The organism is Microlunatus sp. M237, assembly GCF_056896895.1.
The window spans coordinates 1,003,470-1,029,350 of record NZ_JBXHBL010000001.1; the positions used below are offsets into that span (position 1 = coordinate 1,003,470).

The 25,881-nt window shown below is 69.2% G+C and carries 26 protein-coding genes; 7 read left to right on the forward strand and 19 right to left on the reverse strand.

The window, feature by feature from the left end:
• Positions 1-11: 11 nt before the first annotated feature.
• From AC1XX3_RS04810 to AC1XX3_RS04820, 3 genes are read right to left on the reverse strand one after another with little or no spacing between them, the layout of a single operon-like run.
• Positions 12-545 (reverse strand): hypothetical protein, encoded by a 534-nt coding sequence (locus tag AC1XX3_RS04810; protein WP_483319929.1) that lies wholly within the window; start codon positions 543-545, stop codon positions 12-14.
• Positions 542-1,096 (reverse strand): hypothetical protein, encoded by a 555-nt coding sequence (locus AC1XX3_RS04815; RefSeq protein ID WP_483319930.1) that lies wholly within the window; start codon positions 1,094-1,096, stop codon positions 542-544. Before AC1XX3_RS04815 ends, AC1XX3_RS04810 begins: the two co-directional genes overlap by 4 nt.
• Before the next feature lie 6 nt (positions 1,097-1,102).
• A complete protein-coding gene (locus AC1XX3_RS04820) occupies positions 1,103-1,876 on the reverse strand; it encodes a GntR family transcriptional regulator (protein ID WP_483319931.1) in 774 nt (257 codons plus the stop codon).
• A 214-nt stretch (positions 1,877-2,090) separates the two neighbouring features.
• Here AC1XX3_RS04820 and AC1XX3_RS04825 point away from each other — a divergent pair, with 214 nt between their 5' ends.
• Positions 2,091-2,888, forward strand: a complete 798-nt coding sequence (locus AC1XX3_RS04825; RefSeq protein ID WP_483319932.1) for a DUF6498-containing protein — start codon at positions 2,091-2,093, stop codon at positions 2,886-2,888.
• A 21-nt stretch (positions 2,889-2,909) separates the two neighbouring features.
• On the opposite strand, the gene AC1XX3_RS04830 is transcribed toward AC1XX3_RS04825, so the two are convergent.
• From AC1XX3_RS04830 to AC1XX3_RS04855, 6 genes are all read right to left on the reverse strand, one after another.
• Positions 2,910-3,539 (reverse strand): TrmH family RNA methyltransferase, encoded by a 630-nt coding sequence (locus AC1XX3_RS04830; protein ID WP_483319933.1) that lies wholly within the window; start codon positions 3,537-3,539, stop codon positions 2,910-2,912.
• 57 nt (positions 3,540-3,596) lie between these two features.
• Positions 3,597-4,532, reverse strand: coding sequence for an aldo/keto reductase (locus AC1XX3_RS04835; protein ID WP_483320212.1), 936 nt, complete (start codon positions 4,530-4,532; stop codon positions 3,597-3,599).
• Positions 4,533-4,584: 52 nt separating this feature from the next.
• A complete protein-coding gene (locus tag AC1XX3_RS04840) occupies positions 4,585-5,376 on the reverse strand; it encodes a LemA family protein (RefSeq protein ID WP_483319934.1) in 792 nt (263 codons plus the stop codon).
• A 105-nt stretch (positions 5,377-5,481) separates the two neighbouring features.
• Positions 5,482-6,027 (reverse strand): orotate phosphoribosyltransferase, encoded by a 546-nt coding sequence (gene pyrE, locus AC1XX3_RS04845; RefSeq protein WP_483319935.1) that lies wholly within the window; start codon positions 6,025-6,027, stop codon positions 5,482-5,484.
• A 55-nt stretch (positions 6,028-6,082) separates the two neighbouring features.
• Positions 6,083-7,213: a fatty acid desaturase family protein gene (locus tag AC1XX3_RS04850; protein WP_483319936.1), complete on the reverse strand. Its 1,131-nt coding sequence runs from the start codon at positions 7,211-7,213 to the stop codon at positions 6,083-6,085.
• 105 nt (positions 7,214-7,318) lie between these two features.
• Positions 7,319-8,050 (reverse strand): class E sortase, encoded by a 732-nt coding sequence (locus tag AC1XX3_RS04855; protein ID WP_483319937.1) that lies wholly within the window; start codon positions 8,048-8,050, stop codon positions 7,319-7,321.
• Between the two features lie 210 nt (positions 8,051-8,260).
• Here AC1XX3_RS04855 and AC1XX3_RS04860 point away from each other — a divergent pair, with 210 nt between their 5' ends.
• Complete coding sequence (locus AC1XX3_RS04860) at positions 8,261-9,265, forward strand: S66 family peptidase (protein ID WP_483319938.1); 1,005 nt, start codon at positions 8,261-8,263, stop codon at positions 9,263-9,265.
• 36 nt (positions 9,266-9,301) lie between these two features.
• On the opposite strand, the gene trpS is transcribed toward AC1XX3_RS04860, so the two are convergent.
• Positions 9,302-10,336 (reverse strand): tryptophan--tRNA ligase, encoded by a 1,035-nt coding sequence (gene trpS, locus AC1XX3_RS04865; protein ID WP_483320213.1) that lies wholly within the window; start codon positions 10,334-10,336, stop codon positions 9,302-9,304.
• 211 nt (positions 10,337-10,547) lie between these two features.
• Between trpS and AC1XX3_RS04870 the strand changes: the two genes are divergently transcribed.
• A complete protein-coding gene (locus AC1XX3_RS04870; RefSeq protein WP_483319939.1) occupies positions 10,548-11,435 on the forward strand; it encodes a DUF2510 domain-containing protein in 888 nt (295 codons plus the stop codon).
• A 48-nt stretch (positions 11,436-11,483) separates the two neighbouring features.
• Positions 11,484-12,659, forward strand: coding sequence for a pyridoxal phosphate-dependent aminotransferase (locus tag AC1XX3_RS04875; RefSeq protein WP_483319940.1), 1,176 nt, complete (start codon positions 11,484-11,486; stop codon positions 12,657-12,659).
• A 2-nt stretch (positions 12,660-12,661) separates the two neighbouring features.
• Here AC1XX3_RS04875 and AC1XX3_RS04880 read toward each other — a convergent pair whose 3' ends face one another.
• From AC1XX3_RS04880 to dnaK, 9 genes are all read right to left on the reverse strand, one after another.
• Positions 12,662-13,072, reverse strand: a complete 411-nt coding sequence (locus tag AC1XX3_RS04880) for a hypothetical protein (RefSeq protein WP_483319941.1) — start codon at positions 13,070-13,072, stop codon at positions 12,662-12,664.
• Between the two features lie 385 nt (positions 13,073-13,457).
• A complete protein-coding gene (locus AC1XX3_RS04885) occupies positions 13,458-13,724 on the reverse strand; it encodes a hypothetical protein (RefSeq protein ID WP_483319942.1) in 267 nt (88 codons plus the stop codon).
• 72 nt (positions 13,725-13,796) lie between these two features.
• Positions 13,797-14,825, reverse strand: coding sequence for a fatty acid desaturase family protein (locus AC1XX3_RS04890; protein ID WP_483319943.1), 1,029 nt, complete (start codon positions 14,823-14,825; stop codon positions 13,797-13,799).
• 87 nt (positions 14,826-14,912) lie between these two features.
• Positions 14,913-15,665, reverse strand: a complete 753-nt coding sequence (locus tag AC1XX3_RS04895) for a spermidine synthase (protein WP_483320214.1) — start codon at positions 15,663-15,665, stop codon at positions 14,913-14,915.
• Positions 15,666-15,758: 93 nt separating this feature from the next.
• On the reverse strand, positions 15,759-18,356 hold the full coding sequence (gene clpB / locus AC1XX3_RS04900; protein ID WP_483319944.1) for an ATP-dependent chaperone ClpB: 2,598 nt from the start codon (positions 18,354-18,356) through the stop codon (positions 15,759-15,761).
• Between the two features lie 98 nt (positions 18,357-18,454).
• Positions 18,455-18,889: a heat shock protein transcriptional repressor HspR gene (locus AC1XX3_RS04905; protein WP_483319945.1), complete on the reverse strand. Its 435-nt coding sequence runs from the start codon at positions 18,887-18,889 to the stop codon at positions 18,455-18,457.
• Between the two features lie 13 nt (positions 18,890-18,902).
• The gene (gene dnaJ / locus AC1XX3_RS04910) at positions 18,903-20,081 is read right to left on the reverse strand and encodes a molecular chaperone DnaJ (protein ID WP_483319946.1); all 1,179 of its coding nucleotides are present in this window, start codon (positions 20,079-20,081) and stop codon (positions 18,903-18,905) included.
• 85 nt (positions 20,082-20,166) lie between these two features.
• Positions 20,167-20,841, reverse strand: coding sequence for a nucleotide exchange factor GrpE (gene grpE, locus AC1XX3_RS04915; RefSeq protein ID WP_483319947.1), 675 nt, complete (start codon positions 20,839-20,841; stop codon positions 20,167-20,169).
• Positions 20,838-22,709 (reverse strand): molecular chaperone DnaK, encoded by a 1,872-nt coding sequence (gene dnaK, locus AC1XX3_RS04920; protein ID WP_483319948.1) that lies wholly within the window; start codon positions 22,707-22,709, stop codon positions 20,838-20,840. Before dnaK ends, grpE begins: the two co-directional genes overlap by 4 nt.
• Positions 22,710-22,985: 276 nt before the next feature.
• On the opposite strand from dnaK, the gene AC1XX3_RS04925 reads away from it, so the two are divergent.
• From AC1XX3_RS04925 to AC1XX3_RS04935, 3 genes are all read left to right on the forward strand, one after another.
• Entirely contained in the window at positions 22,986-23,477 is a 492-nt protein-coding gene (locus AC1XX3_RS04925; RefSeq protein ID WP_483319949.1) for a DoxX family protein, read from the forward strand.
• Positions 23,478-23,542: 65 nt separating this feature from the next.
• Entirely contained in the window at positions 23,543-24,280 is a 738-nt protein-coding gene (locus AC1XX3_RS04930) for a response regulator transcription factor (RefSeq protein ID WP_483319950.1), read from the forward strand.
• Entirely contained in the window at positions 24,277-25,797 is a 1,521-nt protein-coding gene (locus AC1XX3_RS04935; protein WP_483319951.1) for a sensor histidine kinase, read from the forward strand. The genes AC1XX3_RS04930 and AC1XX3_RS04935 overlap by 4 nt, the downstream gene beginning before the upstream one ends.
• Positions 25,798-25,881 lie beyond the last annotated feature (84 nt).

A 25,881-nucleotide genomic window follows, 5' to 3' on the forward strand; every position in this document is an offset into this window, starting at 1 on the left:
GCCAGCAACAGCTAGTTGTCCAGCTCCTGCAGGTCCACCCCGTGCCGTCCGGCGGAGAAGGCCCGGGCGGTCATGTCCAACGTGGCGGGTCGTACGTTCATGTGGTCGAACGGCACGCTCAACGGTTCGCCGGTGCTGCGCTCCAGCCGCAGGACGGGGCCTTCGAGGAAGCGGCCGCGGCGCGCGGCCAGGCTGGTGACTTCGGGCCACCTGACCGCAGTGCCCGCGATCTCGACGCCGTGGCGATCGATCCGGACGGCGGTGCCGGTGCCGACCTTCCGGGCAGCGGCGCGGAAGCGGAGATAGAGCAGCAGATAGGCGAGCAGCCAGGCGAGCGAGATGGCGATCACGACCCCATAGATCACCAGGAAGCCGGAGCCGGTGAAGTCGTCGCGTCGCCACAGGTAGAGCGCGACAAGGATGATGCAGGTGAGGGCGAAGGTGATGATCCGGCCCCGCAGCAGGCGCTTCCAGCGGTCCGCCTTGGCGCCGGCGCGGGTCGGGTCGAAGGGCACGGTGAGCTCGTCGATGGGCGCTGACGTCATGACGACAGTCTGGCAGTGCGGCCCGGCAGCGGCCGGGCGGCCGGGCCGCAGACCGCGCCGTTGGCCGCTAGAACGGTGAGGAAGGTGTGCGCCTGACTGGTCTGGCTGAGCGACTTGAAGTCGTTGTTCACCCAACGGTTGATCCGCACGGTGCTGACCACCAGCAGCAGTTGCCGGCCGTCGGGCAGCCACAGCGAGATATCACCCCGGCCGAGGCGGAACACGCCGCGGTGCTCGGCCCGCAGCAACCGCACCGGCACCGCCCAGGTCGGCTCAGTTGCGCCGTCCGCGACGAAGTTGAGCATGCCGTCGTGGATCGCCAGCACACCGTGCTGCGCGATGTCGATCGGCGCGTTGAGCACCATCGCCTGCCAGACGCTGGGCGGGGCGCCGCGCGATCCGACCGGGCGGTGGACCCCGTCGGGCGTACGCACCGCCAGCGGCACGGTCGGTCGGCGTTGTTGAGCCATCATCCAGGCCAGGAGCGCGGCACCGCCGAGCAGGACGGGGAAGGACGGCCAGAACATGTGAACGAGGTCGAACAGTTCCATCGGGTCTCAGTTCTCCCGCGCACCGCGGGGGGTGATGGCCATGTGGATCCGGTAGCGGTCGGCGCGGTACCAGGAGGTGGAGAGCTCGATCACGCGCTCACCGGCGTACGTCACCCGCTCCTGCACCAACAACGGGGCACGCTTGGCGATCCCGAGGATGCGCGCCTGGTGGGCGTCCGCGGACTCCGCGCGGACCGTCTGCTCACCACTGGTCACGACCACGCCGTACTCGCTGGCGAACACGTCGTAGAGCGAACCGAGCTCACGGTCGAGCAGCCCCGGGAACAGCGCGGACGGGTAATAGCCGACCTCGTAGGCCATCGGGGTGCCGTCAGCGGTCCGCAGCCGCTCGACCCGCACCACCGGTCGACCGGGTCGAATCCGCAACGCGTAGGACACGTCGTCGTCGGCCACCTGCTCCGTCGCAGACAGCACCACCGTGGCCGGGATGAGACCGCGGTCGCGCATCTCCCGCGAGAACGAGGTGAGGTGCAGTCGTGAGTCGACCTGCGGGCCGGTGACGTAGGTCCCCTTTCCGTGCACCCGCTCCAGGGCGCCGGTATCGACCAGGTCGGCGATGGCCTGCCGGACCGTCACCCGGCTGACGCCGAGGCGGACGACCAGGGCCCGCTCCGACGGAATGGCGTCGCCGGGATTCAGCTCCGCATCGATCAGCTGCTCGAGGATGGCCCGCACCTGGGCCCGCTTGGTGGTCGCCGACCCGAGGGGTCGGTCGATCCGATAGCTGGACAGCCCTGTCCGGTCGACATCTCGTTCCACTGCGTGCTCCTCGTCCCTGCGAACCGCCCTGAGCAGACCAGTTCCATACCAGTATGATCCCCTGTCGCAGGTCCAACAACCCGACGCCCCCGCCGTCTGCCGGCTGCTGGACCTGCACCATCGCGTCGGAACCTGACGCCAGCGGCGCCCGTCCACCCAGGCGCCACGACCCGGTCCGCCGTGGACTGCCGTGGTGGGAGAGGAAGAATCAGCGATGTCGTACCCGCCAACCCCGGCCTACGGGGCGCCGACGACCGGACCCGCCCAGCAGCATCGGGGCGGCAACCCGTTCCTCGGTGGTGCCACCCCTGCGTCCGACGAGCCGCCGGCACGCGGACCGGTGGCCCTCTCGATCGGCCTCGGTCTGGCGTTCAACCTGGTCACCCTGCTGGGCGTGGTCGCCTTCGGCTGGCCGGCCGGCAACGTGTTCGTTCTCTTCTGGCTCGAGAACGCGGTGCTGGGACTGGTCACGTTGGTCAAGGTGCTCTCGGCCCGTGGCGTCTCAACCGGCGGCGGTGTGACGGTGAACGGCCGGCCGGCGGGCTCATCGCCGGGCCTGTACGCCTTGTTCTTCACCTTCCATTACGGGCTGTTCTGCCTGGTGCACGCCGTCTTCACCGGGATCTTGGCGTTCACGATCGGGGTCGAGCCGACCTTCTTCTTCCTCGGTCTGCCCGCTGCCCTGATCGTGGTGCGATACGCCGTCGAGACCGCCACGACGTGGTTCGGCAGCTCGGGGCAGCGCCAGTCCGTGTCGCCGGCCAAGGCGATGATGCAGCCGTACCCACGGATCGTGGTGCTGCATCTGGCCGTGCTCCTCGGCTTCACGCTGGCAGTCGCCGGCTTCGACTCCAACCCGGGCATGGGCGCCTTCTTGGAGCGGACCCAGCCGCTGATGGACGTCCTGCCCGACAGCTGGCAGGCCCCGGGCGTGAAGCTGGTCCTGCTGTTGGTCGTGATCAAGACGGTGGTCGACACCGTCACCACCGCGCGGACGCTGCGCCGGCGCTGAATCGAGGCCGCTGCCGGGAGGTCACGCCCACCGCCGCGCCCAGTGGTACATCGCGATTGCGGCGGCCGCGCCGGCGTTGATGCTGCGGGTCGAACCGTACTGGGTGATGGCGACCAGCTGCGAGCACACGGCCACCATCTCCGCGGTCAGCCCAGGGCCCTCCGAGCCGAACACCAGGCACACCCGCTCCGGCAGCTCGGTGCTCTCCAGCGGGACCGAGCCAGGCAGGTTGTCCACCCCCACGGCGACATAGCCGTCCGCCGCCAGCCGGCCGGCGAAGTCGTCCACATCCGGGTGGTGCTCGACATGCAGATAGCGGTCGGTGACCATCGCGCCGCGCCGGTTCCAGCGGCGTCGCCCGATGATGTGCACCCCGGCCACATTGAAGGCGTTGGCGGTGCGCACCATCGAGCCGATGTTGAAGTCGTGCTCCCAGTTCTGGATCGCGACCCGTAGTGGGTGCCGTCGCCGGTCCAGGTCGGCGACGATCGCCTCCAGCCGCCAGTATCGGTAGCCGTCGACGACGTTGCGTCGGTCACCCTCGGCGAGCAGCTCCGGGTCCAGTCGGGGATCGTCGGGCCACGGCGGCGGGTACGGGCCGACGCCGTGCTCGATCGCCCGGGCCAGATCGTCTTCGCTGAGCTCAGTCACACTGCGCGACGCTACCGTGGCGCGCGACCTCGATCCGCGACGCGGCGCTGCCTGAGCTCAGCCGGTGATCTCGAGCAGCGTGGCGAGGTCCTCGCCGCTCGGCACCCACGCGCCGGCTGTCACGTTGGCCTCGATCTGCTCCACCTTCGTCGCCCCGGCGATCACCGAGCCAACGGTCGGCATGGCCGCGAGCCCGCCGATGGCCACCTGCAGCATGGTCAGACCACGCTCGGTGGCGAACGATTCGATGGCCTCGATCTTGTCGAAGTCGGCGGCAGCGAGCCGGTCGGCGTTGCTGGCCAGGCGGCTGCCTTCGGGCGCTCCCTCGCCCCGCCGGTACTTGCCGGTCAGCAGACCGGAGGCGAGCGGGAAGTAGGGCAGCATGCTCTGACCGGTGCGTTCCAGGGCCGGCACCAGCTCGGTCTCGACGCCGCGCTTGAGCCAGGAGTATTCGTTCTGGGCGGAGATGAACGCCTCGAACCCGCTGGTCTGGGCGATCCAGTCGGCGTCGACCACCTGCCAGCCGGCGAAGTTGGAGCTGCCGATGTAGCGGACCTTGCCTTCGGCCACCAGCTCGCTCAGCGCGGCGAGGGTCTCCTCGATCGGCGTGAGCGGGTCCGGAGTGTGCAGCTGGTAGAGGTCGATCCAGTCGGTGCCGAGGCGGCGCAGGCTGTTCTCGACAGCGAGTCGGATGTAGCGCCGGGACCCACGTACGCCCCAGTCCGGGCCGTTGGCGCCCTGCATGTCGGCGCCAAACTTGGTGGCCACGATGACGTCGGCCCGGCGGGCGCCAAGCGCCTTGCCCAGCAAGGTCTCCGAGCCGCCCCGGTTGCCGTAGACGTCGGCGGTGTCGAACAACGTGATTCCGGCGTCGATGGCCGCGTCAACCACCGCCGGCACATCCTCGTCGGCCATCCGGGCGCCGAAGTTGTTGCAGCCCAGTCCCACCGTGGAGACGGTGAGCCCGGAGTTGCCCAGCTGGGAGTAGGTCATGTCTGACACGGGTCGAATCGCTCCTTGGAACAGGTACGGGTGGACGACAGCGTCAGCGCTGGTCGTTCGGGTTCTGGCTCGGCGGGGGCGGATAGCCGCCGGGAGGTGTCTGGTAGGTCTGCTGCGGGTTCGGCAGCGAGCTTCCCGGGTCGAAGTTCACCGGCGGCGCCGACGGCTGCTGCGGCAGCTGACCGGGCTGATCCTGGACCTGAGCGGACTGGGCCTGGCCGGGCTGGGGCTGGTCTCCGCGATAGGCGATCTCGCCGAAGCTCACGTTGGGGGCCTGGCGCACCGACGGGTCGTTGACCTCGAAGTAGGTGGCCTTCTCGAACTTGAACATATTGGCGATGACGTTGGAGGGCACCGAGTCGATCTTGGTGTTGTAGACCCGGACGTTGGCGTTGTAGAACCGGCGGCCGGCCGCGATCCGGTCCTCCGTCTCGGCCAGCTGGCGCTGCAGCTCGAGGAAGTTCTGGTTGCTCTTCAGGTCCGGGTACGCCTCGACGCTCACGATCAGGTTGCGCACCGCTCCGGAGAGCTGCTCCTCCACATCACTGCGCTGCTGGCTCGGCAGCGAACCGTCGGCCGCCGAGATCTGCTGCGCCTGGCTGCGGAGTCGGGTGATGTCCTCGAGGGTGTTGCGCTCGTGCGCGGCGTACGCCCGGACGGTCTCGACCAGGTTGGGCAGCAGCTCGTAGCGCCGGTTGAGCTCGACGTCGATCTGGCGCCAGGACTCCTGGATCAGGTTGCGCGACTTGACGAAGCCGTTGTAGGAACCCATCGCCACGAGGGCGAGGATGATCACGATCACCAAGATGATGACAATGATGACGACAGCACTCATCGGGACTCCTGTGAGAAAGGCGGACGGCTTCGCACGCAGGGAGCGCACAACGACCGGCCGCGTCGGCTGACCGGAACCCAGGCTAGTGCCTGGGCGGGGCAGAGCTCAGACCAGCCCGAGATCGGCGGCGCTGACGGCATACCGGTAGGCGAGGCCCTCGCTCTCGATCCGCTCGCGAGCGCCCGTGTCCCGGTCGACGATGACAGCGACCCCGACCACCTCGGCGCCGGCTTCTCGCAGTGCCTCGACGGCCGTCAGCACCGAGCCACCGGTGGTGTTGGTGTCCTCGACCGCCAGCACCCGGCGGCCCTCGACCGGTGATCCTTCGATCCGGCGCTGCAGCCCGTGCGCCTTCTCCGCCTTGCGGACGACGAACGCGTCCAGCACGGTCCCCTCGGCCGCGGCCGCATGCAGCATCGCCGTGGCCACCGGGTCGGCGCCGAGGGTGAGGCCGCCGACGGCCTCGAAGTCCCAGTCAGCGACCAGGTCGCGCATCACCCGACCGATCACCGGCGCGGTGGCGCCGTCGAGGGTGACGCGGCGCATGTCCACGTAGTAGTCGGCGGTACGGCCAGACGACAGGGTCACCTCCCCGTGCACCACGGCGAGGGACTTGATGGCGTCGACCAGGGTCGTCTTGTCATCGGACACGACCGACACCCTAGTGGACGCCGCGATGACGGCCAGGACCGCCAGATCGACCAGATCAGCGGCCGAGCCCTGAGGCCACCGGACAGCGGAGCGGATGCCGACCGGCGGCCAGTCCGACCCGGTTGAGATAGCGCACGATCTGGGCGTACGCCGGCAGCAGGGCGGTCTCGGTGTAGCCGATCCCCCGCGCGGCGCAGTACCGCCGCACCACGACCCGGGCCTGGCGCAGCGCCGGGCGGGGCATGGACGGGAACAGGTGGTGTTCGATCTGATAGTTGAGGCCGCCCATGGCCATGGTCATCGGTAGCCCGCCACGGATGTTGCGTGACGCCAACACCTGCCGGCGCAGGTAGTCGATCGAGGTGTCCCGCGGCAGGATCGGCATCCCGATGTGGTTGGGCACGAAGGCCGAGGCGATGCCGACCCCGAAAGCGGCCAGCTGCACGGCAAGGAAGGCGACCGCCTTGCCGGGCGGCAACAGCACGATCAACGCGCTCAGATACGCGACGGTGCGGACCAGCAGCAGCACCAACTCGGTCGCCCGGTGTTCGATCCGGTGCCGACCGAGCACCGCGCGGAAGCCGTCGATGTGCAGATTGACCCCGGCCAACAGCAGCAGCGGGAAGAAGAACCAGCCCTGGTGCCGGGTGTACCAGGCCGCGAGCCCTCGGGACCGCGCGGCGTCCTCCGCGGTGAACGAGAACGCACCCTTCGCCACGCTGGGGTCCTTGCCGATGATGTTGGGGTGGGCGTGGTGACGGTTGTGCCCCGCCTTCCACCAGGTGAAGCTGACGCCGACCACCAGGCAGCCGATCCACCGACCTACCCGGTCGTTGGCCACGCCGGAGGAGAAGATCTCCCGGTGGGCGGCCTCGTGCGCCAGGAACCCGAACTGCGCCAGCAACGCTCCTGCCACCGCGGCCAGCCCTAGCTGCCACCAGGAGTCGCCGAGCTGGACCATCGCCACCGCTACCCCGACCAGTGCGGCCAGCAGCGCCGCAGAGAGGCCGACGTAGAAGCCGATACGCCGGTCGAGGAGACCGGCGTCGCGGACCGTCTGGAGCAGCTGGGCGTACTCGCTGGTGTAATCACTGGCTGCCGAGGAGCGGCGCCGCGGGCGCCCGCACGCACCTGCGCTGCTCGCGGAGGGACTGAGCTCAGCGGCGGTCGGCGTGGGCTGCGACATGGTGGTCTCTCACCTCCGGCGATAGTCCTACCTCGGCAGTTCCCCGACGCCGCCGTTTCGAATCGGCTCCCCAGCGACTCGCCGGGGGCGAGGCGAAGGAAGGTCCTACTTCTTCTGCGTGGTCTCCAGATGGGCGTACCCGACCGACCGGTCAGGCGATCGGAAGATGTCCTCACAGGTGGTCAGCGTGAGCAGCGACCCGCCCCACGCGGCGTCCGATCCGCACGGCACCGCGTCGATGACGCAGGTACGGGTGTCCGGCACGGTGAGCTCGGCCGGGGACAGGTCGACGACGTAGGTGTAGATGGCGGCTTGGGTCTCGACAACCACCGAGTCACCGATCCGCAGCTCCAGCAGCCGGGAGAACGGCTGACCGTGGGTGACCCGGTGTCCGGCGATGGCGAAGTTGCCCTTCTCCCCCGGGCCCGCGGTCGACTCGTAATGGCCCACGCCGCGGGAGAGGATGTCCAAACTGGTCCCCGACAGGATCGGCACCTCGAAGTCATCGCCGAACCTGGGCACCCGCAGCAGTGCGATGGCATCACCGGGCAGCGCCTCCTCGAGCTTGGCCGGCTTCGTCTCGCCCTGGCCCGACTTCTGTTCACGTGGCGCGGTCTCCCACTTGGCCCGCAGGCCGTCCTTCTCCTGCTCGAACGCGTTCCGGGCGACGACATTGGTGCCGAAGTACTGATAGCCGACCCAGCCGAAGCAGCAGAGCCCGACGAGAAGCAGCACAGCCCCGATCACGCCGGCAGCCGACAGCCGCCGGCGGCCCGGGCGCTTGCCCGGCGTCGCAGCGCCGGAGGGCGTGCGGGCACGGCGAGGGCTGGTGTCCATCGCTCCAGTCTGCCGAGGGCGTCAATCCCAGCGCCACCGCTTGCTCCGCAGTTCTGAATATGGGCCTTACCCGCGCGCCGTGTGGCAGTGCCTGAGCGACCAGGCCGAGGGCGAGCTGGAAACCTGTTTGACGCAGGAAGGAGCGGCTGACCAGATGGTGGGGTGCCGCTTCCTCTTCTCCACCCCAGCAAGGCCCGCCCAGGCGATCGGGTGGCCGTCCTCTCCCCCTCGTTCGCGGCCCCAGCAATCGGGCCGGCCGTCCACGAGCAGGCGCTGCGACGACTGACCGAACTCACCGGTCTTCTCCCGGTCGAGTATCCGACCACCCGTCGGCTCGGGGCGAGCGCATCGGACCGGGCGGCGGACCTCAACGCCGCTTTCGCCGATCCGTCGATTCGGGCGGTGCTGGCCACGGTCGGCGGTGAGGACCAGATCACCGTGGTGCCGCTGCTGGATGCCGAAGCCGTCCGGGCCGACCCGAAGCCGTTCCTCGGCTACAGCGACAACACCAATCTGCTGAACTGGCTGTGGACCAACGGCGTTGCCGGCTTCTACGGCGGCTCGACGCAGATACATCTCGGCGCCGGTCCGCAGGTGGACCCGATCCACTTGGCGGCGCTTCGGGCCGCGCTGATCACCGGAGAACGGCTGCGGCTCACCGAGCCTGGCGAGTCGGAGGACCACGGTCGCGAATGGTCCGACCCGGCGGCCCTGACCGAGTACGGCGACCGGGAACCCACCGAGCCGTGGACCTGGGCGGGACCGCCCCGGGTGGTGTCCGGACCGACCTGGGGCGGCTGTATCGAGGTCCTCCAGTGGATCCTCACGGCCGGCAGGTTCGACACCGACCCGGCCGTGCTGTCCGGCGGCGTGCTTCTTCTCGAGACGAGCGAGGAGATCATCTCGGCCCGCGAGTTCGGTTGGATCCTGCGCTCGCTGGGCGAGCGCGGCGTGCTCGCCGCCGTCGACGCGGTCCTGGTCGCCCGGCCGACGGCCGCCGACCTGGGCCGCCTCCGCCCATCCCCGATCGAACGCGCCGCTCATCGACTGGCTCAGCGCGAGGTCGCCATCGAGACCATCGGGCGTTACAACCCCGACGCCGTGGTCTGTGTCGGGATACCGTTCGGTCACACTCGGCCCCAGTGGATCCTGCCGTACGGCGGCGAGGTCACCGTGGACGGCGCCGCTCACGCCGTCTGGGCCGACTACAGCTGATCAGGACCGAGCCTGCGGGGCTGTCTTGGGGCGCGATCAGTAGAGCATGCCCATCACCTCGCGAACCTCCGCGAGGGTCACCTCCGCGACGGACCGGGCCCGCTCGTTGCCCTCGCGGAGCACCGCAGCCGCGTCAGCGAAGCTGAGTGCATTCCGGCGTCGGCGGTGGTCGCGCAGGAAGTCGTTCACCGCGTCAATGGTGAGGTTCTTGAGAGCGCCGCTGCCGGCCCCGCCTAGCTCGACGGCGATCTGTTCGGGGGCTCGTCCGAGACAGATCGCCGCCGTGGCCAGGAGCCCGGCGACCCCAGGGCGGTTGGCCGGGTCGTACGTGATGGTGCGGTTGGAGTCGGTACGGGCTCGCTGGATCACGCGGGCGGTCTCGTCCTCGGTCATCCCCAGCGCAATGGTGTTGCCATAGCTCTTGGACATCTTGCGCCCGTCCAGCCCGGGCAGCTCCGGTGTGTGGGTGATCAAGGCCGCCGGTTCGGGAAAGACGGCGCCGAAACGATCGTTGAAGCGACGGGCGATCGTCCGCGCCAGCTCGACGTGGGGGAGGTTGTCCTTGCCCACCGGCACGAGATTTCCTTTGCAGAAAAGGATATCCGCCGCCTGGTGCACCGGATAGGTGAGCAGCAGGGCACTCAACGCACGCCCGGAGGCAGCCAACTCCGCCTTGACGGTGGGGTTGCGATGCAGCTCAGCTTCTGTCACCAGACTCAGGAATGGGAGCATCAGCTGGTTCAGCGCGGGCACCGCCGAGTGGGTGAAGATCGTCGTCGCCGCGCAGTCGAGACCGGCAGCCAGGTAGTCCAAGACGGCGCCGTACACGTTCTCCTTGACGTTGTCGGCGAGATCCCGATCGGTGATCACTTGGTAGTCGGCCAGGATGACGAAGGTGTCCACTCCGGCGGCCTGCAACCGGACCCGCTCGGCGATGGTCCCGAAGTAGTGGCCCAGATGCAGCTGTCCGGTGGGGCGTTCCCCCGTCAGGATGCGAAAGCGCTCCGGGTGGTCGGCGATGGCGGCCCGCAATGTCGGCATCCGGGCGGCGGTGGCGGTGAACGAGTCCATGTCTGCTCCGAGGTCAAGGAGCTGCACGGACAAGAACCTGGCCGCAGGACCGCGGGCTGCCGTGCAGCCCGCGCGCGTGTGCGTTACGGCTGCTTGTGCAGCCACCACCAGGACGAGACGGTGAAACGCATGCACTCACGATAGACGGTCCTGTCCTCGCAGCGCTGCGCCATATCGGGAACGGGTACACCGCCGCTCTAGACTCGGCGGCGTGAGCGCATCAGCCGGCTGGTATCCCGATCCGGGTGGTCAACGCGGGATGTTCCGCTACTGGGACGGACGGACCTGGTCGGCTGCGCTCTCCCCCACCCCTACGGCTGCACCGCCCGCCGCATCCGGCCAGCAGCCGGCCCCAGGCCCGATCCCGTCAGGCCCTGTCAAGTCAGGCCCGATCCAGCCAGGCCCCGGGCGACCATCGTCACGCCGAACCGGTCTGTGGGTGGGTCTGCTCGCTCTTGTCGTGGTCGTCGTCGTGCTCATCGTGCTTGGTGTGCGCTCCCTCGGCGGCGAACTCGGGGACGGCGGCCTGGCGGGCGGCAACCCCTCCACCAAGGTCTGTCCGACCCAGGCCAGTGCCACCCCCCGCCCGCAGCCGGGTGACGGACGCGTCCACGGTGGGTCACTGTCCTACCCCCAGCTCGGCGCACCGTGGTCGGCTCCCGAGCCGGAGTATCGGGTGGCGTTCGGCCAGGACGTCCTCATCCAGTCGGTCGTCGTCGAGACCGGCGGTGAAATGGACTGGCTCGCCGCCGTCCTGGTCGGCGAGCTGGCCTCGGGTGACGGCTTCTACCAGCCGCAGGCCGGGGCGGAGATCGTCGTGAAGTGCGTCATCGGCACGTTCTACGGCAACTCCGAGGTGACGCGGGACGACGAGCGCAACGAGGCGATGACCGTCGACGGCAAGCCCGCCTGGGTGATCGAGTCCGACCTACACTTCGACATCCCCACCATCGCGGCCAAGAGCGAACGGCTGATCGTCGTCATCGTGGACACCGGTGACGGGACGGCCGGCCTGTTCTACGCCTCCATTCCGGAGAACTCCCCGCCGGAGCTGCTGCCGGATGCCCGCCGGGCGATGGCCGAGCTCACCGTCGACTGACCGGCCTGCACCGACGGCCGGCACGGCCACCCCGCTACGCTGCCGGACATGGCGTCAGCGTGGAAAGCGGACCGGGTGAAGTCGTCGACGACGACGATCTTCGCCGAGATGTCGGCACTGGCAGTGAGCACCGGCTCGGTCAACCTCGGCCAGGGATTCCCGGACACCGACGGGCCCGAGCCGATGCTGGCCGCGGCCCGCCAAGCCATCACCGACGGCGCCAACCAGTACCCGCCCGGACGCGGCATTCCCGCGCTGCGCTCCGCGATCGCCGCGCACACCGAGCGGCACTATGACCTGGTCTACGACGCCGACACCGAGGTGCTGGTCACCACCGGAGCCACCGAGGCGCTGGCGGCGGCGATCCTGGCCTTCGTCGACCCCGGCGACGAGGTGATCGCGCTGGAGCCGTTCTACGACTCCTATGCCGCCTCGATCGACCTGGCGGGCGGCGTCCGGGTCGGCGTCGGTGTGTTCGGACCCGATTTCCGGCTGGATCTCGACGAGCTTCGCGCCGCCTTCACACCGCGCACCAAGCTGTTGTTGGTCAACTCTCCGCACAACCCCACCGGAATGGTCCTGGACGAGGCCGAGCTGGCCGAGATCGCCCGGCTGGCCGTGGCCCATGACGTGCTGGTGGTCTGCGACGAGGTCTACGAGCACCTCGTCTTCGACGACGCGGTGCACCGGCCGCTGGCGACGTACCCGGGGATGCGCGAGCGGACTGTGCGAATCTCCTCGGCCGGCAAGACCTTCTCGGCCACCGGCTGGAAGATCGGCTGGGCGCTCAGCACCCCGGAGCTGATCACCGAGATCACCGCGGTGAAGCAGTTCCTCACCTACGTCAGTGGCTCACCCTTCCAGCCGGCGGTCGCGTACGCCCTGGAGCACGCCGGCGACTGGGTGGAGCAGCAGCGGCTGGCCCTGCAATCCAAGCGGGACCGACTCGGCGCCGGGCTCCGGGAGCTGGGTCTCACCGCTGCGCCCTCGCGAGGCACATACTTCCTCAGCACCGACGTCCGCCCGCTGGGCTTCGACGACGGGGTCGAGTTCTGTCGCCGGCTGCCGCTGACCTGCGGCGTGGTCGCCATCCCCCATTCGGTGTTCTACGACCGCGTTGACGCGGGCCGGCCGTATGTCCGCTGGGCGTTCTGCAAGTCCGACGCCGTGATCGACGAGGCGCTACGCCGGCTGGCCACCCTCCCCGCCGCGAAGCTCGGCTAGCTTCAAGCGGTCGGCGAGCCCTCGCGATACCAACGGTTCACCGACGGCAGGCAGACCAGCAGACACGACAGGCCGATGTAGGCCGCCACCGGCAGCCACCACTGCAGGTTCGAGCGGAGCAGCCAGGCCGACCAGGCGCAGGCCACGACGCCGGTCCCGACGAACAGCAACTGGGCCCAGCGACGCCGTGCCAACAGCAGCAGCCCGGCGACCAACGAGACCAGAGGCACCCCGAAAAGTGGCCAGGCCAAGCCGTCGAGCATCCGGTAGTGAAAGCGGTTCATCATGTGGAAGATCACGCTGTCGGCGCCGGAGCTGTTCAGCTCACCGATTGCGGCGTAGGCGACCAACCAGACGAAGCCGAGCGCACACAGCCACTGCGCCGAGGCGGTGACCGCCAGGCTGGACGCCACCGCAACGGCACCGGGGCGCTGGTCCTGGCGGCCGCGCCCGTCTGGATACGGCTGGGCTCCCGGATAGGGCTGGGCTCCCGAATAGGAAGGGCCCGCATACGGAGCTGCCGGATAGGGCTGTCTCGGATAGGAAGGGCCCGGATAGGAAGCGCCTGGATAGCCAGGTGCAGGACTGGGCGGCGTCGGCGCAACGGAGACCTCCGGCCGGCTCGGACGCCCGGACGGCGCCCCGGGCGGGTAGAACTGCGGCGGGCCGGACGGCACCGGAGGTGATGACATGAGACCAGCCTAGGTGGATCGATCGGAGCAACGACCACGCCGGCGGCCCAGCCGCAGCCGGCCGCCTCGGGAGCGGCCGGCGATGGTTCGGTCAGCGATGGTTCGATCAGCGATGGTCGGCGCCACCCGAAACCGGACCCAGCAGGACCCGGGCGACGGCGCTGCCCGAGGCCAGACCGCCGCCGGGCTGCAGGACCCACCGGACGTGCTCGACAACGAACAGCTCACCGGTGCCGAGGTCGACGGTCTCACCCGCGCGCGGGATCGGATCGAGCGCGGTGACCACCAGGTTCACCCGGCCGTCCCCGGTGGCGAACTGGACGCTGGTGTTCCGCTCGGTGACCACGAACGACCCGTGGATGGGCTGGCTCATCGGTTCTCCTCCCCTGCGCGACTGCACGACTGCGCGACTGCGCGACTGCGTGCCGCGTCGGGCGAGATTGTGTCACCGCCCGCTGCGGTGCAGATAGCGCAGGCACTCGCCATAGGACTCCACCACGCTGCAGATGCGGAACGGCAGCCCGACCCGGGCGCAGTGCGCCACGATGATCGGCTGGGCCAACGCCAGATGCGGCCGCGGCATGCTGGGGAACAGGTGGTGCTCCACCTGGTAGTTCAGACCACCGAGCATGAAGTCGACCAGCGGCCCGCCGGACACGTCACGTGAGGTGAGCACCTGCTTGCGGAGGTGGTCCAGCCGGGAGCCGGCCTCCGGCATCGCCATCCCCTTGTGGTTGGGAGCGAAAGCCGCGCCGAGGTTGAGACCGTAGAGACCGCGGTGGATCAGGACGAACAGCACCGCGAGCTGAGGACCGAGGCACGTCACCAGGACGCCGAGATACACAGCGAAGTGGACAACGAGCAGACCCGTCTCAAGGATCCGTGAGGCGAGTGGCCGGGACCGCAGCGAGCGGAAGCCGGCCATTGTCAGGTTCCAGCCCTCCAAGGTCAGCAGGGGGAAGAACAGCACCGCCTGATGCCGGGTGAACCAGCGGGCGAAGCCGGTCTTGCGCTGCGCCTGTGCCTCGGTCCAGGCGATCACCCCTTCGCCGACGTCCGGGTCGAGCCCTTCGTGGTTGGGGTTGGCGTGGTGTCGCAGGTGCTTGTCCTGCCACCAGCCGTAGCTGATGCCGACCAGCAGGTTGGCGCAGGCCAGGCCGATGACGCGGTTGGTCCGGCGCGAGTCGGAGATCTGCTGGTGCCCGGCGTCATGGCCGAGGAAGCTGATCTGGGCGGAGATCAGCGCGGCCGGCACTGCCAGCAGAAGCGCCCAGCTGGTTGCGCCGAGCAGGGTGAGTCCGGCCACCAGGGCGATCAGCGCCAACCCGATCAGTAGCCCGACGCGGCCGTAGTAGTCGAGTCGGCGCTCCAGCAGCCCGGCGGCTCGGATCTCGGCGGCCAACGGGCCGAAGTCGCTGGCGGCCCGGCCCGGTTGGGCGCTTGGTCGGCCTGAGGGGAGGGTGGGAAAAGTCATGACCTCAGCCTGTCGACGCGACCGGCCCGGCACACGCCGCCTCACACCCGTCTTCGGCCGGGGGGTATCCCCTCCCCCGAAGCGGGGTCAGCCGAAGTGAGTCCTCCCCTGCGGCGGCGCAGGCGACATCTCCGCATCCGCCGCGGTGAACGGCCGGCCGCCGCCGACGAGCTGGGTCAGCCGCGCGCCGTGCACCACCCGGTATGGGAAGGCCGAGCTGCCCGCCCGCCGGGCCAGCTCTTCGATCGGCAGCGGCGCGGACGAGCCCTGGATCAGCACGTTGCCGAAGCGTCGTCCCTTCAACGTGGCGGGCTCGGCGCTGAGCACGGTGTGCTCGAACACCGCAGCGACGCCGGCCAGCACCCGGCGACCGTAGTCGAACGGTGCCCGTTCGGTCAGGTTGATCAGGATCGCCCCCGTGTCGACCAGCACTCGGTGCACGTCGGCGAAGAACTCGACCGTCCCCAGCTCAGCGGGCACCCGGGCACCCTCGAACGCGTCAACGACGACCAGATCGGCGAAGTCGTCGCGCAGCTCCGCGATCCCGGAACGTCCGTCGATGCCGCGGACCTTGATGCCGCTGCGCTTGGGCAGCGGCACATGCTCGCGGACGAACTCGGTCAGCTCGGTGTCGGGCTCGAGCACGATCTGCGCGGACTGCGGCCGAGTGACGCTGACATAGCGCGGCAAAGTCATGGCGGCACCGCCGACGTGCACCACCCGCAGCCGTTGCCCGGCCGGGGCGTGCGCGTCGACGGCGTCGGCCATCCGTTGCACGTAGTCGAACTCAAGCCGCAGCGGGTCGTCGAGGTCGACGTACGACTGATCGGTGCGGCCCATCCGCAGGGTGTACGCCGAGGCGTACGCCCGGTCGGGGATGAGCCGCACCCCGTCGTCACCTGGGCGGAGCACCAGGTCGGTGTCTGACAACGGTCAGGCCTTGACCAGCTCCGGCGAGACGATGGTGATGCCGTCCGCTGCCGGATCGAGGTCGAACGCGACATGATCGCCCTCGGCGACCTCACCCGCCAACACCTTGCGAGCCAGCTGGTCCTCGATCGTCGACTGCACCAGACGGCGCAGCGGCCGGGCACCGTAGACGGGGTCGAACCCGGTCAGAGCCAACCAGTCACGGGCTGCCTGGCTGACCTCGACGTGGATCCGCCGCTCGGCCAGCCGGGCGTTGAGCCGATCCAGGTTGATATCGACGATCCGTGCCAGGTCGTTGGTGCCAAGCGGGTCGAACAAGACGATGTCGTCCAGCCGGTTGAGGAACTCGGGCTTGAACGCATTGCGCACCACGCCCATCACCGCGTTGCGCTTCATCTCCGCCTCCAGCGTCTGGTCGGCCAAGAACTGCGAACCGAGGTTGGACGTCAAGATCAAGATGACGTTGCGGAAGTCCACGGTACGGCCCTGGCCGTCGGTCAGCCGGCCGTCGTCGAGCACCTGAAGCAGGATGTCGAAGACCTCGCTGTGCGCCTTCTCCACCTCGTCCAGCAGCACCACGGAGTACGGCCGCCGCCGAACCGCCTCGGTCAGCTGGCCACCTTCCTCATAGCCGACGTAGCCGGGAGGGGCACCGACCAGGCGGGACACCGAGTGCTTCTCGGAGTACTCGCTCATGTCGATCCGAATCATGGCTCGCTCGTCGTCGAACAGGAACTCCGCCAGGGCCTTGGCCAGCTCAGTCTTGCCCACCCCGGTCGGGCCGAGGAACAGGAACGACCCGGTCGGTCGGTTGGGGTCGGAGATGCCGGCACGTGACCGGCGGACGGCGTCGGACACGGCGACCACGGCCTGCCGCTGACCGATCAGCCGCCGACCAAGGCCTTCCTCCATCTTCAGCAGCTTCTCGCTCTCGCCCTGCAGCAACCGACCGACCGGGATACCCGTCCAGTTGGCCACCACCTCGGCGATGTCGTTGGCGCCGACCTCCTCGGAGACCATCGACGCGGTCTCCGACTCGGCCTTGTCGGCCTGTGCCAGCTCCTGCTGCAGGGCCGGGATCTCACCGTAGGAGATCTCGCTGGCCCGGACCAGGTCGCCCTCGCGCAGGGCACGCTCGGCCTCGCTGCGCAGCTCGTCGATCTTCTTCCGCAGGTCGCCGACCCGGTTCAGGCCCTCCTTCTCGGCGGCCCAGCGCGATTCCAGCGACCGCAGCTCCTCCTGGGCGTCGGCCAGCTCGGCGCGCAGTCGGTTGAGCCGCTCGACGCTGCCTGGGTCCTGCTCCTTCTCCAGCGCCAGCTGCTGCATGGTCATCCGATCGACGTGGCGGCGCAGCTGGTCGATCTCCTCCGGTGAGGAGTCGATCTCCATCCGCAGCCGAGACGCCGCCTCGTCGATCAGGTCGATGGCCTTGTCCGGCAGCTGCCGGGAGGTGATGTAGCGGTTGGACAGCGAGGCTGCGGCGACCAGGGCGGTGTCGGTGATGGCGACCTTGTGGTGCGCCTCGTACCGCTCCCGGAGACCGCGCAGGATGGCGATGGTGTCCTCGACCGACGGCTCGCCGACGAAGACCTGCTGGAAGCGGCGCTCCAGCGCCGGGTCCTTCTCGATCCGCTCGCGGTATTCGTCCAGCGTGGTCGCGCCGATCATCCGCAGCTCGCCTCGGGCCAGCATCGGCTTCAGCATGTTGCCGGCGTCCATCGAGGAGTCGCCGCTGGCACCGGCGCCGACCACGGTGTGCAGCTCGTCGATGAAGGTGATGATCTGACCCTCCGCGTCGCGGATCTCGGTCAGCACGGCCTTCAGCCGCTCTTCGAACTCGCCGCGGTATTTCGCGCCCGCGACCATCGCCGGCAGGTCCAGCGAGATCAGCCGACGACCCTTCAGCGAGTCCGGGACATCACCCGCGACCAGCCGCTGGGCCAGTCCTTCGACCACCGCGGTCTTGCCCACTCCAGGTTCGCCGATCAGCACCGGGTTGTTCTTCGTCCGCCGGGCCAGCACCTGGATCACCCGACGGATCTCGGTGTCGCGGCCGATGACCGGGTCGAGCTTGCCCTCGCGGGCGCGCTCGGTGAGGTCGAGGCCGTACTCGTCGAGGGCAGAGGAGGTGGCCTCGGACTCCGCGCTGGTTACCCGCTTGTCGCCGCGGGCGGCGTTGAAGGCGTCGGTCAGGGCCTTGGCTGTCACGTTGAGACCGGTGAGCACCGTCTTCGCGTCGGAGTCCACGGTGGCCAGCGAGATGAGCAGGTGCTCGGTCGCGACGAATGCGTCGCCGAGCTGCTCGGCCCGGGTCTCGGCGTCGGCCAGCACCCGGGCGAGCGCACCGGAGAGGGTGGGCTGACTGACCGAGGAACCGCTGGCCGAGGGGAGCTTCGCGATGGCGCTCTGAGCGGCGGCGTCGACCGCGGCGGGATCGGCACCGATCGCACTGATCAGCGGGGCGACCGTGTTGCCGGGAACCATCAGCAGCGCGTGCAGCAGATGGGACGGCTCCGCGCTCGGGTTGCCGGCGGTGAGGGCGTTGCGCAGCGCCGCCGAGACGGCGTCGCGGCTCTTGGTGGTGAGTTTCTCTGCGTTCATGGTTGTCCTTGTGTGGTGCGTTGTCGGGCGAGATGTCGTTCGTCCGCCGCGGCCCACTCGGAAAAGTCCTGAGTGCCGCGGGTGAATGGGAAGTGGGGTCAGCCGGAGGCGCGGCTGGGCAGTGCTTTCGGCGCCCTCCAGACCTCGCCGCGGACAACATGAACCCCGCCGACGGGGTCTGCGGTGAAGACCCGGGCTCCGGGCGGCGCCGCCCGGCTCGCGGCCAGAAGGGCCATCAGGTCCTCGACCTGGGACCGGAGCTCGCGCAGCTCGTCCTCCATGGCCAGGATCCGGCGGATGCCCTCGAGGTTGATGCCCTCGTCCTGGGACAGCCGCTGGATCAGCCGGAGCCGAGCGATGTCACGGGCGGAGTAGCGCCGCCCCCGACCTGCTGTTCGCCGGGGCGACACCAGACCCATCCGGTCGTAGCTGCGCAGGGTCTGCGGGTGCATCCCGGCCAGCTGGGCAGCGACCGAGATGACGAAGACGGGGGCGTCCTCGTCGATCTGCGACGGAAGGTCGCCGAAAGCCATCACCAACGCCTCCTCAGGACCGCCCGGTCGACGCCTTGGTGAACAACCTGCTCCGCGGGTTCACCGTGCCGACCGTCTCGGCGTAATGGGCCAGGGCCGAACGTGCCTGGTCGGTGAGCGACTCCGGGACGACCACGTCGGTGGTGACCAGGAGATCACCCCTGGTGCCGTCGCGTCGGGCGACGCCCTTGCCCCGGACCCGGAAGGTACGCCCGTTCGGCGTACCGGCGGGAATCCTCAGCCTGACCGACGGGCCGTTGAGGGTGGGCACCTCGATCTCGGCCCCCAGGGCGGCTTCGGTGAAGGTCACCGGCACGTCCAACGTCAGGTTGTCGCCCTTGCGGCCGAAGACCGGGTGCGGACGGACCTGGACCGTCACGTAGAGGTCGCCGGCCGCGCCACCGTTCTCACCGGCGCTGCCCTTGCCCTTGAGCCGGATCCGCTGCCCGTCGGTCACACCGGCCGGGATGCGAACCTGCATGGTCTTGGTCGAGCGCGCGCGACCGGAGCCGCTGCAGACCGGGCAGGGGTCGTCGACCACCATGCCCCGGCCGCGGCAGTCCCGGCACGGTTCGGTGACGGCGAAGACGCCGCCCGAGGTCGAGGTCTGCATGCCACTGCCCTGGCAGGTCGGGCACACGTGCGGCACGGTCCCGGCCTTGGCGCCGGTGCCGTGGCACGCCGCACAGGCCGCCTCCGACACCATCTGCATGGCGACCGTGACTCCGTCGATGGCGTCGACGAAGTCGACGCTCACCTCGCCCTCGACGTCGCTGCCGCGGCGTGGGCCCCGACTGCTGCTGCGGGAGCGCGTGGGCCCGGTCGCGCCGTTGTTGAACAGCCCGCCGAACAGGTCCGAGAAGCTGCCCTCGCCCTGCTGGGCCTGCCGGAACAGATCGTCCACCGGGCTGCCGGCCTGCGCGCCGCCGCCTCGGGGGAAGCGGAACCCGCCTCCGCCGAAGAGGCGACGCGCGTCGTCGTACTCCTTGCGCTTGCTTTCGTTGGACAACACGTCGTTGGCCTCCGACACCTCCTTGAAGCGCTTCTCCGCCTCAGGGTTGCCGGGGTTCTGGTCCGGGTGGTTGGCCCGGGCCAGCTTCCGGTAGGCCTTCTTGATGTCCTCGGGCTTGGCGTCCTTGGGCACCCCCAGGACCTTGTAGTAGTCCTTCTCAATCCAGTCCTTGGTGCTCACGGACGCCTCCCCTCCACCTTCATCTCGTACGGTCCTTCACTGCAAGCCGGTCTTTCGTGTGCTGTCGTGCGGGCCGCGCCTGCCGTCAGGAGGCGCTGCCGTCGTCGGCGACCGGCTCGGTGCCCGACTCAGACCCGGGGCTCGACTCGGGCTGGGGGGCCGGCGCCTCGCTGGGCTCCGCCACCGCCACCCGCGCCGGACGCAGGATCTTCTCCTTGATCTTGTAGCCGGGCTGCAGGATCTCCACGCAGGTGGGACCGGCGATCCCCTCGGCGTGCGCGTGCAGCAGGGCCTCGTGGATATGTGGGTCGAAGGGGTCACCCTTCTCGCCGAAGGCCTCCAGGCCGTACCGGCCGGTCACCCGCTCGATCTCGTCGGCGACGGCCTTGAAGCCCGGGGTGAGCTCCTCGTGCAGCCGCGCCGACCGGAGGTCGTCGAGCACCGACAGGAGATCGCGAAGGACCCCTTCGACACCGGCGGTCCGGGCCACGTCGCGGTCCCGGTCGACTCGGCGCTTGTAGTTGACGTACTCGGCCTGGAGCCGCTGCAGGTCAGCGGTCCGCTCGGCCAGGGCAGTCCTCAGCTCGGTCACCTCGCTCGGCTCCACCGGCGCTGCGGTCTCCGCCTGCTCGGCCGGACCCGTTGCGCCCTCGGGGGCGGGAGCCGCCGTCGGCGACTCCCGCACCTCGTAGGTCTCAGGGTCGATCCGGCGCTTGTCCCGCACCGTCGGGCCCGTGGGTTCCTGGTCGTGATCGCTCACTTGGCCTCACTCGGCTTCTCGTCGTCCACGATCTCGGCGTCGACCACGTCGTCCTCGGAGGCCGAGGCACCGTTGGCATCGGCGCCGTCACCGGGCTGGCCGGCCTCGGTCGGAGCCTCGTTCTGGGCAGCGGCCGCCGCGTACATAGCCTGACCCAGCGCGGCACTGGTGGTGTTGAGCTTCTCGACCGCGCTCTTGACGGCGTCGTTGTCCTCACCCTCCAGAGCGGTCTTGACCTCGGCCAGGGACTCCTCGACCGGCGTCTTGACATCGTCACCGATCTTGTCGGCGTTGTCGCTGAGCAGCTTCTCCGTGCGGAAGACCAGGTTCTCGGCCTCGTTGCGGAGCTCGACGGCCTCGCGGCGCTTGCGGTCCTCCTCGGCGTGCGCCTCAGCCTCGCGCACCATCCGATCGATGTCGTCCTTGCCCAGGGCCGACCCGCCGGTGACGGTCATCGACTGCTCCTTGCCAGTGGCGAGGTCCTTGGCGTGCACGTGCACGATGCCGTTGGCGTCGATGTCGAAGGCGACCTCGACCTGCGGAACCCCGCGGGGTGCGGGCGGCAGGCCGGTCAGCTCGAAGTTGCCGAGCGACTTGTTGTCGCGGGCGAAGTCACGCTCACCCTGATAGACCTGGATCATCACCGATGGCTGGTTGTCGTCAGCGGTGGTGAACACCTCGGCCCGACGCGTCGGGATGGTGGTGTTCCGCTCGATGATCTTGGTCATCACGCCACCCTTGGTCTCGATGCCCAGGCTCAGCGGGGTGACGTCCAGCAGCAGGACGTCCTTCACCTCGCCCTTGAGCACGCCGGCCTGCAGGCTGGCGCCGAGGGCGACGACCTCATCCGGGTTGACACCCTTGTTGGGCTCCTTGCCGCCGGTCAGCTCCTTGACCAGGTCGACGACGGCGGGCATCCGGGTGGAGCCACCGACGAGGATGACGTGGTCGATGGCGCCGACGGAGATCTTGGCGTCAGAGACGACGGCGTTGAACGGGGTACGGCAGCGGTCGAGCAGGTCGGAGGTCATGCGCTGGAACTCCGACCGGGTCAGCCGCTCCTCCAGGTGCAACGGGCCGGACTCACCGAGGGTGATGTAGGGCAGGTTGATGGAGGTCTCGCTGGCCGAGCTCAGCTCGATCTTCGCCTTCTCGGCCGCTTCCTGCAGCCGCTGGCGGGCGATCTTGTCCTGGCTCAGGTCGGTGCCGTTCTTGTTCTTGAACTGCTTGACCAGCCAGTCGACGACGCGGGAGTCCCAGTCGTCACCACCGAGGCGGTTGTCACCCTTGGTGGCCTTCACCTCGAAGACGCCGTCACCGATCTCCAGCAGCGACACGTCAAAGGTGCCACCACCGAGGTCGAAAACGAGGATGGTCTGGTCGGTGCCGGCCTTGTCGAGGCCGTACGCGAGAGCTGCAGCGGTCGGCTCGTTGATGATGCGGTCGACCTGCAGACCCGCGATCTCGCCGGCCTCCTTGGTCGCCTGACGCTCGGCGTCGGAGAAGTACGCGGGCACCGTGATGACCGCGTTGGTGACCTGCTCACCCAGGTAGGCCTCGGCGTCGCGCTTCAGCTTCTGCAGCACGAACGCGCTGATCTGCTGCGGGCGGTAGTCCTTGTCGTCGATCTTCACCTTCCAGTCAGTGCCCATGTGGCGCTTGACGGAACGGATGGTCCGGTCGACGTTGGTGACGGCCTGGCGCTTCGCGACCTCGCCGACCAGCACCTCACCGCCCTTAGCGAAGGCAACGACCGAAGGAGTGGTACGCGCACCTTCGGCGTTGGGGATGACGGTGGGTTCTCCACCTTCGAGTACGGCGACGACTGAGTTGGTCGTTCCGAGGTCAATACCGACTGCACGAGCCATGTGTGGTTCCTCCGTGAGCTTGCTGGTGTGTTGTTCAAGTCCATGGTGCCCTCGGTGGTATCCACCTTGAGCGTCCTGTACTCAACTATGCCCCATGAGTCACCTGTTATCAACTTTGGGGTTGAGTCTTCTTGACTCAACTTTGCCGGACAGTCACAGCCCGTTCGGTGCCGCGGTTCTCTGCGGTGTCACGGCGTGGGGTCCCCGACGCCACCCGCTGGGGTGCGTAGCGTGGTCGCAGTTCCACCGCGGGCAGACCACAGGAGAAAAGACGTCATGGCCAAGTTCTTGCAGGTCTTTCGAGACCTCTGTCTGCTGATCGCCCGGATTGGTCTGGGTGGCATCCTGATCGCCCACGGGTACCGGCGCTGGCAGGGTCTGGGTATCGCCAGCCAGGTGGACTATCTGACCCAGTTCGGCACCCCGTACGCGGAGGTCGCGGTCTATGGCGCCATCGTGCTCGAGCTGGTCGGCGGCATCTTCCTCATCGTCGGGGCACTGACCCCGCTGGTGGCGCTCGCGGTCCTGGTCCAGCAGATCCTCACCATCTGCTACACGAACTACTACCGCGGCATCTACCTCACCACCGAGCAGGGCGCGTGGGTCGGCGGGTATGAGTACAACGTGGCGCTCGGCTTGCTGGCTCTGCTGTTCGTCGCCTTCGGCGCCGGCCGGGCGTCGATCGACCGGCTGTTCCGGCGGACCAAGTCCGAGGACGATCCGGCCGACGACCCGGCGCACGACCGGGCCAGCGCCAGCCGCGTCTGACCCTTCACAAGAACCGCACAGGTCCGCCATAGCCGCGACCGACACTGCGGTGCGACGCTAGGTGCATGCCCCGCACCGACACCTCGAAGACGCCGCTGACGCGGCCCGACGGGACTCCCATCCGGATCCTCGCCGTCGACGACGAGCCAAGCCTGACCGAGCTGCTCTCGATGGCCATGCGCTATGAAGGTTGGCAGGTCACCACCGCGGCGTCCGGCACCGAGGCTGTCAAAGCCGCGCGCGAGACCCGGCCGGACGCGATCGTGCTCGACATGATGCTGCCCGACTTCGACGGGCTGGAGGTGATGCGCCGTATCCGCAACGAGGATCCGGACGTACCCGTCATCTTCCTCACCGCCAAGGACGCCGTGGCGGATCGGATCAGCGGACTCACGGCCGGCGGCGACGACTACGTCACCAAGCCGTTCTCGCTCGAGGAGGTCATCGCGCGGCTGCGGGCACTGCTGCGGCGCACCGGCGCCGCCCTCACCAAGAGCGACTCGACCCTGGTGGTCGGAGACCTGACCCTGGACGAGGAAAGTCACGAGGTGACCCGCGGCGGCGTCCCGATCAATCTGACAGCTACTGAGTTCGAGCTGCTCCGCTATTTGATGCGCAACCCGCGCCGGGTGCTGAGCAAGGCACAGATCCTGGACCGGGTCTGGAACTACGACTTCGGGGGCCAGGCGAACGTGGTCGAGCTGTACATCTCGTATCTGCGGAAGAAGATCGACGCCGACCGGCCGCCCATGATCCACACCATGCGCGGGGCGGGGTACGTCCTCCGGCCGGCGGCGGAGTGAGTCCACCCCTGCCCTACCCCGCTCCCGCGCCGACCTCGGCGATGGGTGGCGGGACGCTGGGACGACGGCTGGTGCTGCGGGTCACAGCCCTGGTCGCCGTGGTCGCCATCCTGCTCAGCAGCGCCACCGCTCTGGCGACGTGGCAGCTGCTGATGAACCAGACCAACACCCAGCTGAACGCGGTCACCGACCGACTGCGCCGCTCGGGCGGCTCCAGCAGTCGCGGCCCCGGTGACGGACTGCTGCAACCCGGTCAGCCGATCGGGACCATCTACGCGGCATTCGCCGCTGACGGCACTCCGATCCAGTCCGGCATCCTGATCGAGCGGGGAAGCCCGCCGCAGCTGGGCGCGGCCGTGTCCGGGCAGCTGAGCGATGTGCCGGCCGATCAGAGGAAGCGTTCCATCCGACTGGAGCAACTGGGCCGCTACCGCGTGGTGGCATACCAGGGGCGGATCCAGACCAGCGGCACGATCTTCGATGGCACCGTCGTGGTCGGGGTGCCGTTGTCGGAGGTGGACAAGACGATGCTGGCCCTCGTCGGGCTCGAGTCGATCTTGTCGTTGCTCGCCATCGGCGCGACCGTGGCCGCGGTGACTCGGGTGGTGGAGCGGAGTCTGCGACCGCTCCGCCGGGTCGCCGCAACCGCCCAGCAGGTGTCCCAGCTGGAACTGGACCGCGGCGAGGTGGCGCTGGCGGTCCGGGTGCCGCCCTCGGATGCCGATCCCACTTCCGAGGTCGGTCAGGTCGGACAGGCCATCAACCACATGCTGAACAACGTCGCCGGCGCTCTGGCCGCGCGGCAGGCCAGTGAGATGAAGGTTCGCCAGTTCGTCGCCGACGCCTCGCACGAGCTGCGCAACCCGCTGGCCGCGATCCGGGGCTACGCGGAGCTGACCCGACGGAGCCGAGACGCGATGCCCCCCGACGCGGCGTACGCGATGTCGCGGGTGGAGGCGGAGGCGGATCGGATGTCCACCCTGGTCGAGGACCTGCTGCTACTGGCCCGGCTGGACGCGGGGCCCGCGCTCGACCGGCGACCGACCGACCTGACCGAGCTGGTCATCAACGCGGTCAACGACGCGCGGGCGGCCGGGCCGGACCACCACTGGTCCCTGCGGCTGCCCCCGGAACCGGTGGAGGCCGTGGTCGACCCGCACCCGATCTATCAGGTCGTCGCCAACCTGCTGGCGAACGCACGGACACACACCCCGCCGGGCACTCGGGTCGCGACCGGGCTCAGCGTCGGCGCCGGACAGGCCATCATCACCGTGACCGATGACGGCCCCGGCATCCCGGACGAGATCCAGCACCAGGTCTTCGAGCGGTTCACCCGGGCCGACACCAGCCGGGTTCGGGCCGCAGGCGGCAGCGAGGGCGGCAGCACCGGACTCGGGCTGGCCATCGTCGCCGCGGTGGTCGAGGCCCACGCCGGGACGGTACGCGTCTCCAGTCGACCCGGCCACACCGAGTTCACCGTCACCCTGCCGCAGGCGGCGAGCTCGGCCGCCGGCTGATCGGCCTCGGCCGCGCAGCGCGGGTGCGCCCACGCGCAGCGGGGTCGCACGGCAGCGCCGTACGACCCCGTCTGTTTCCTGCTA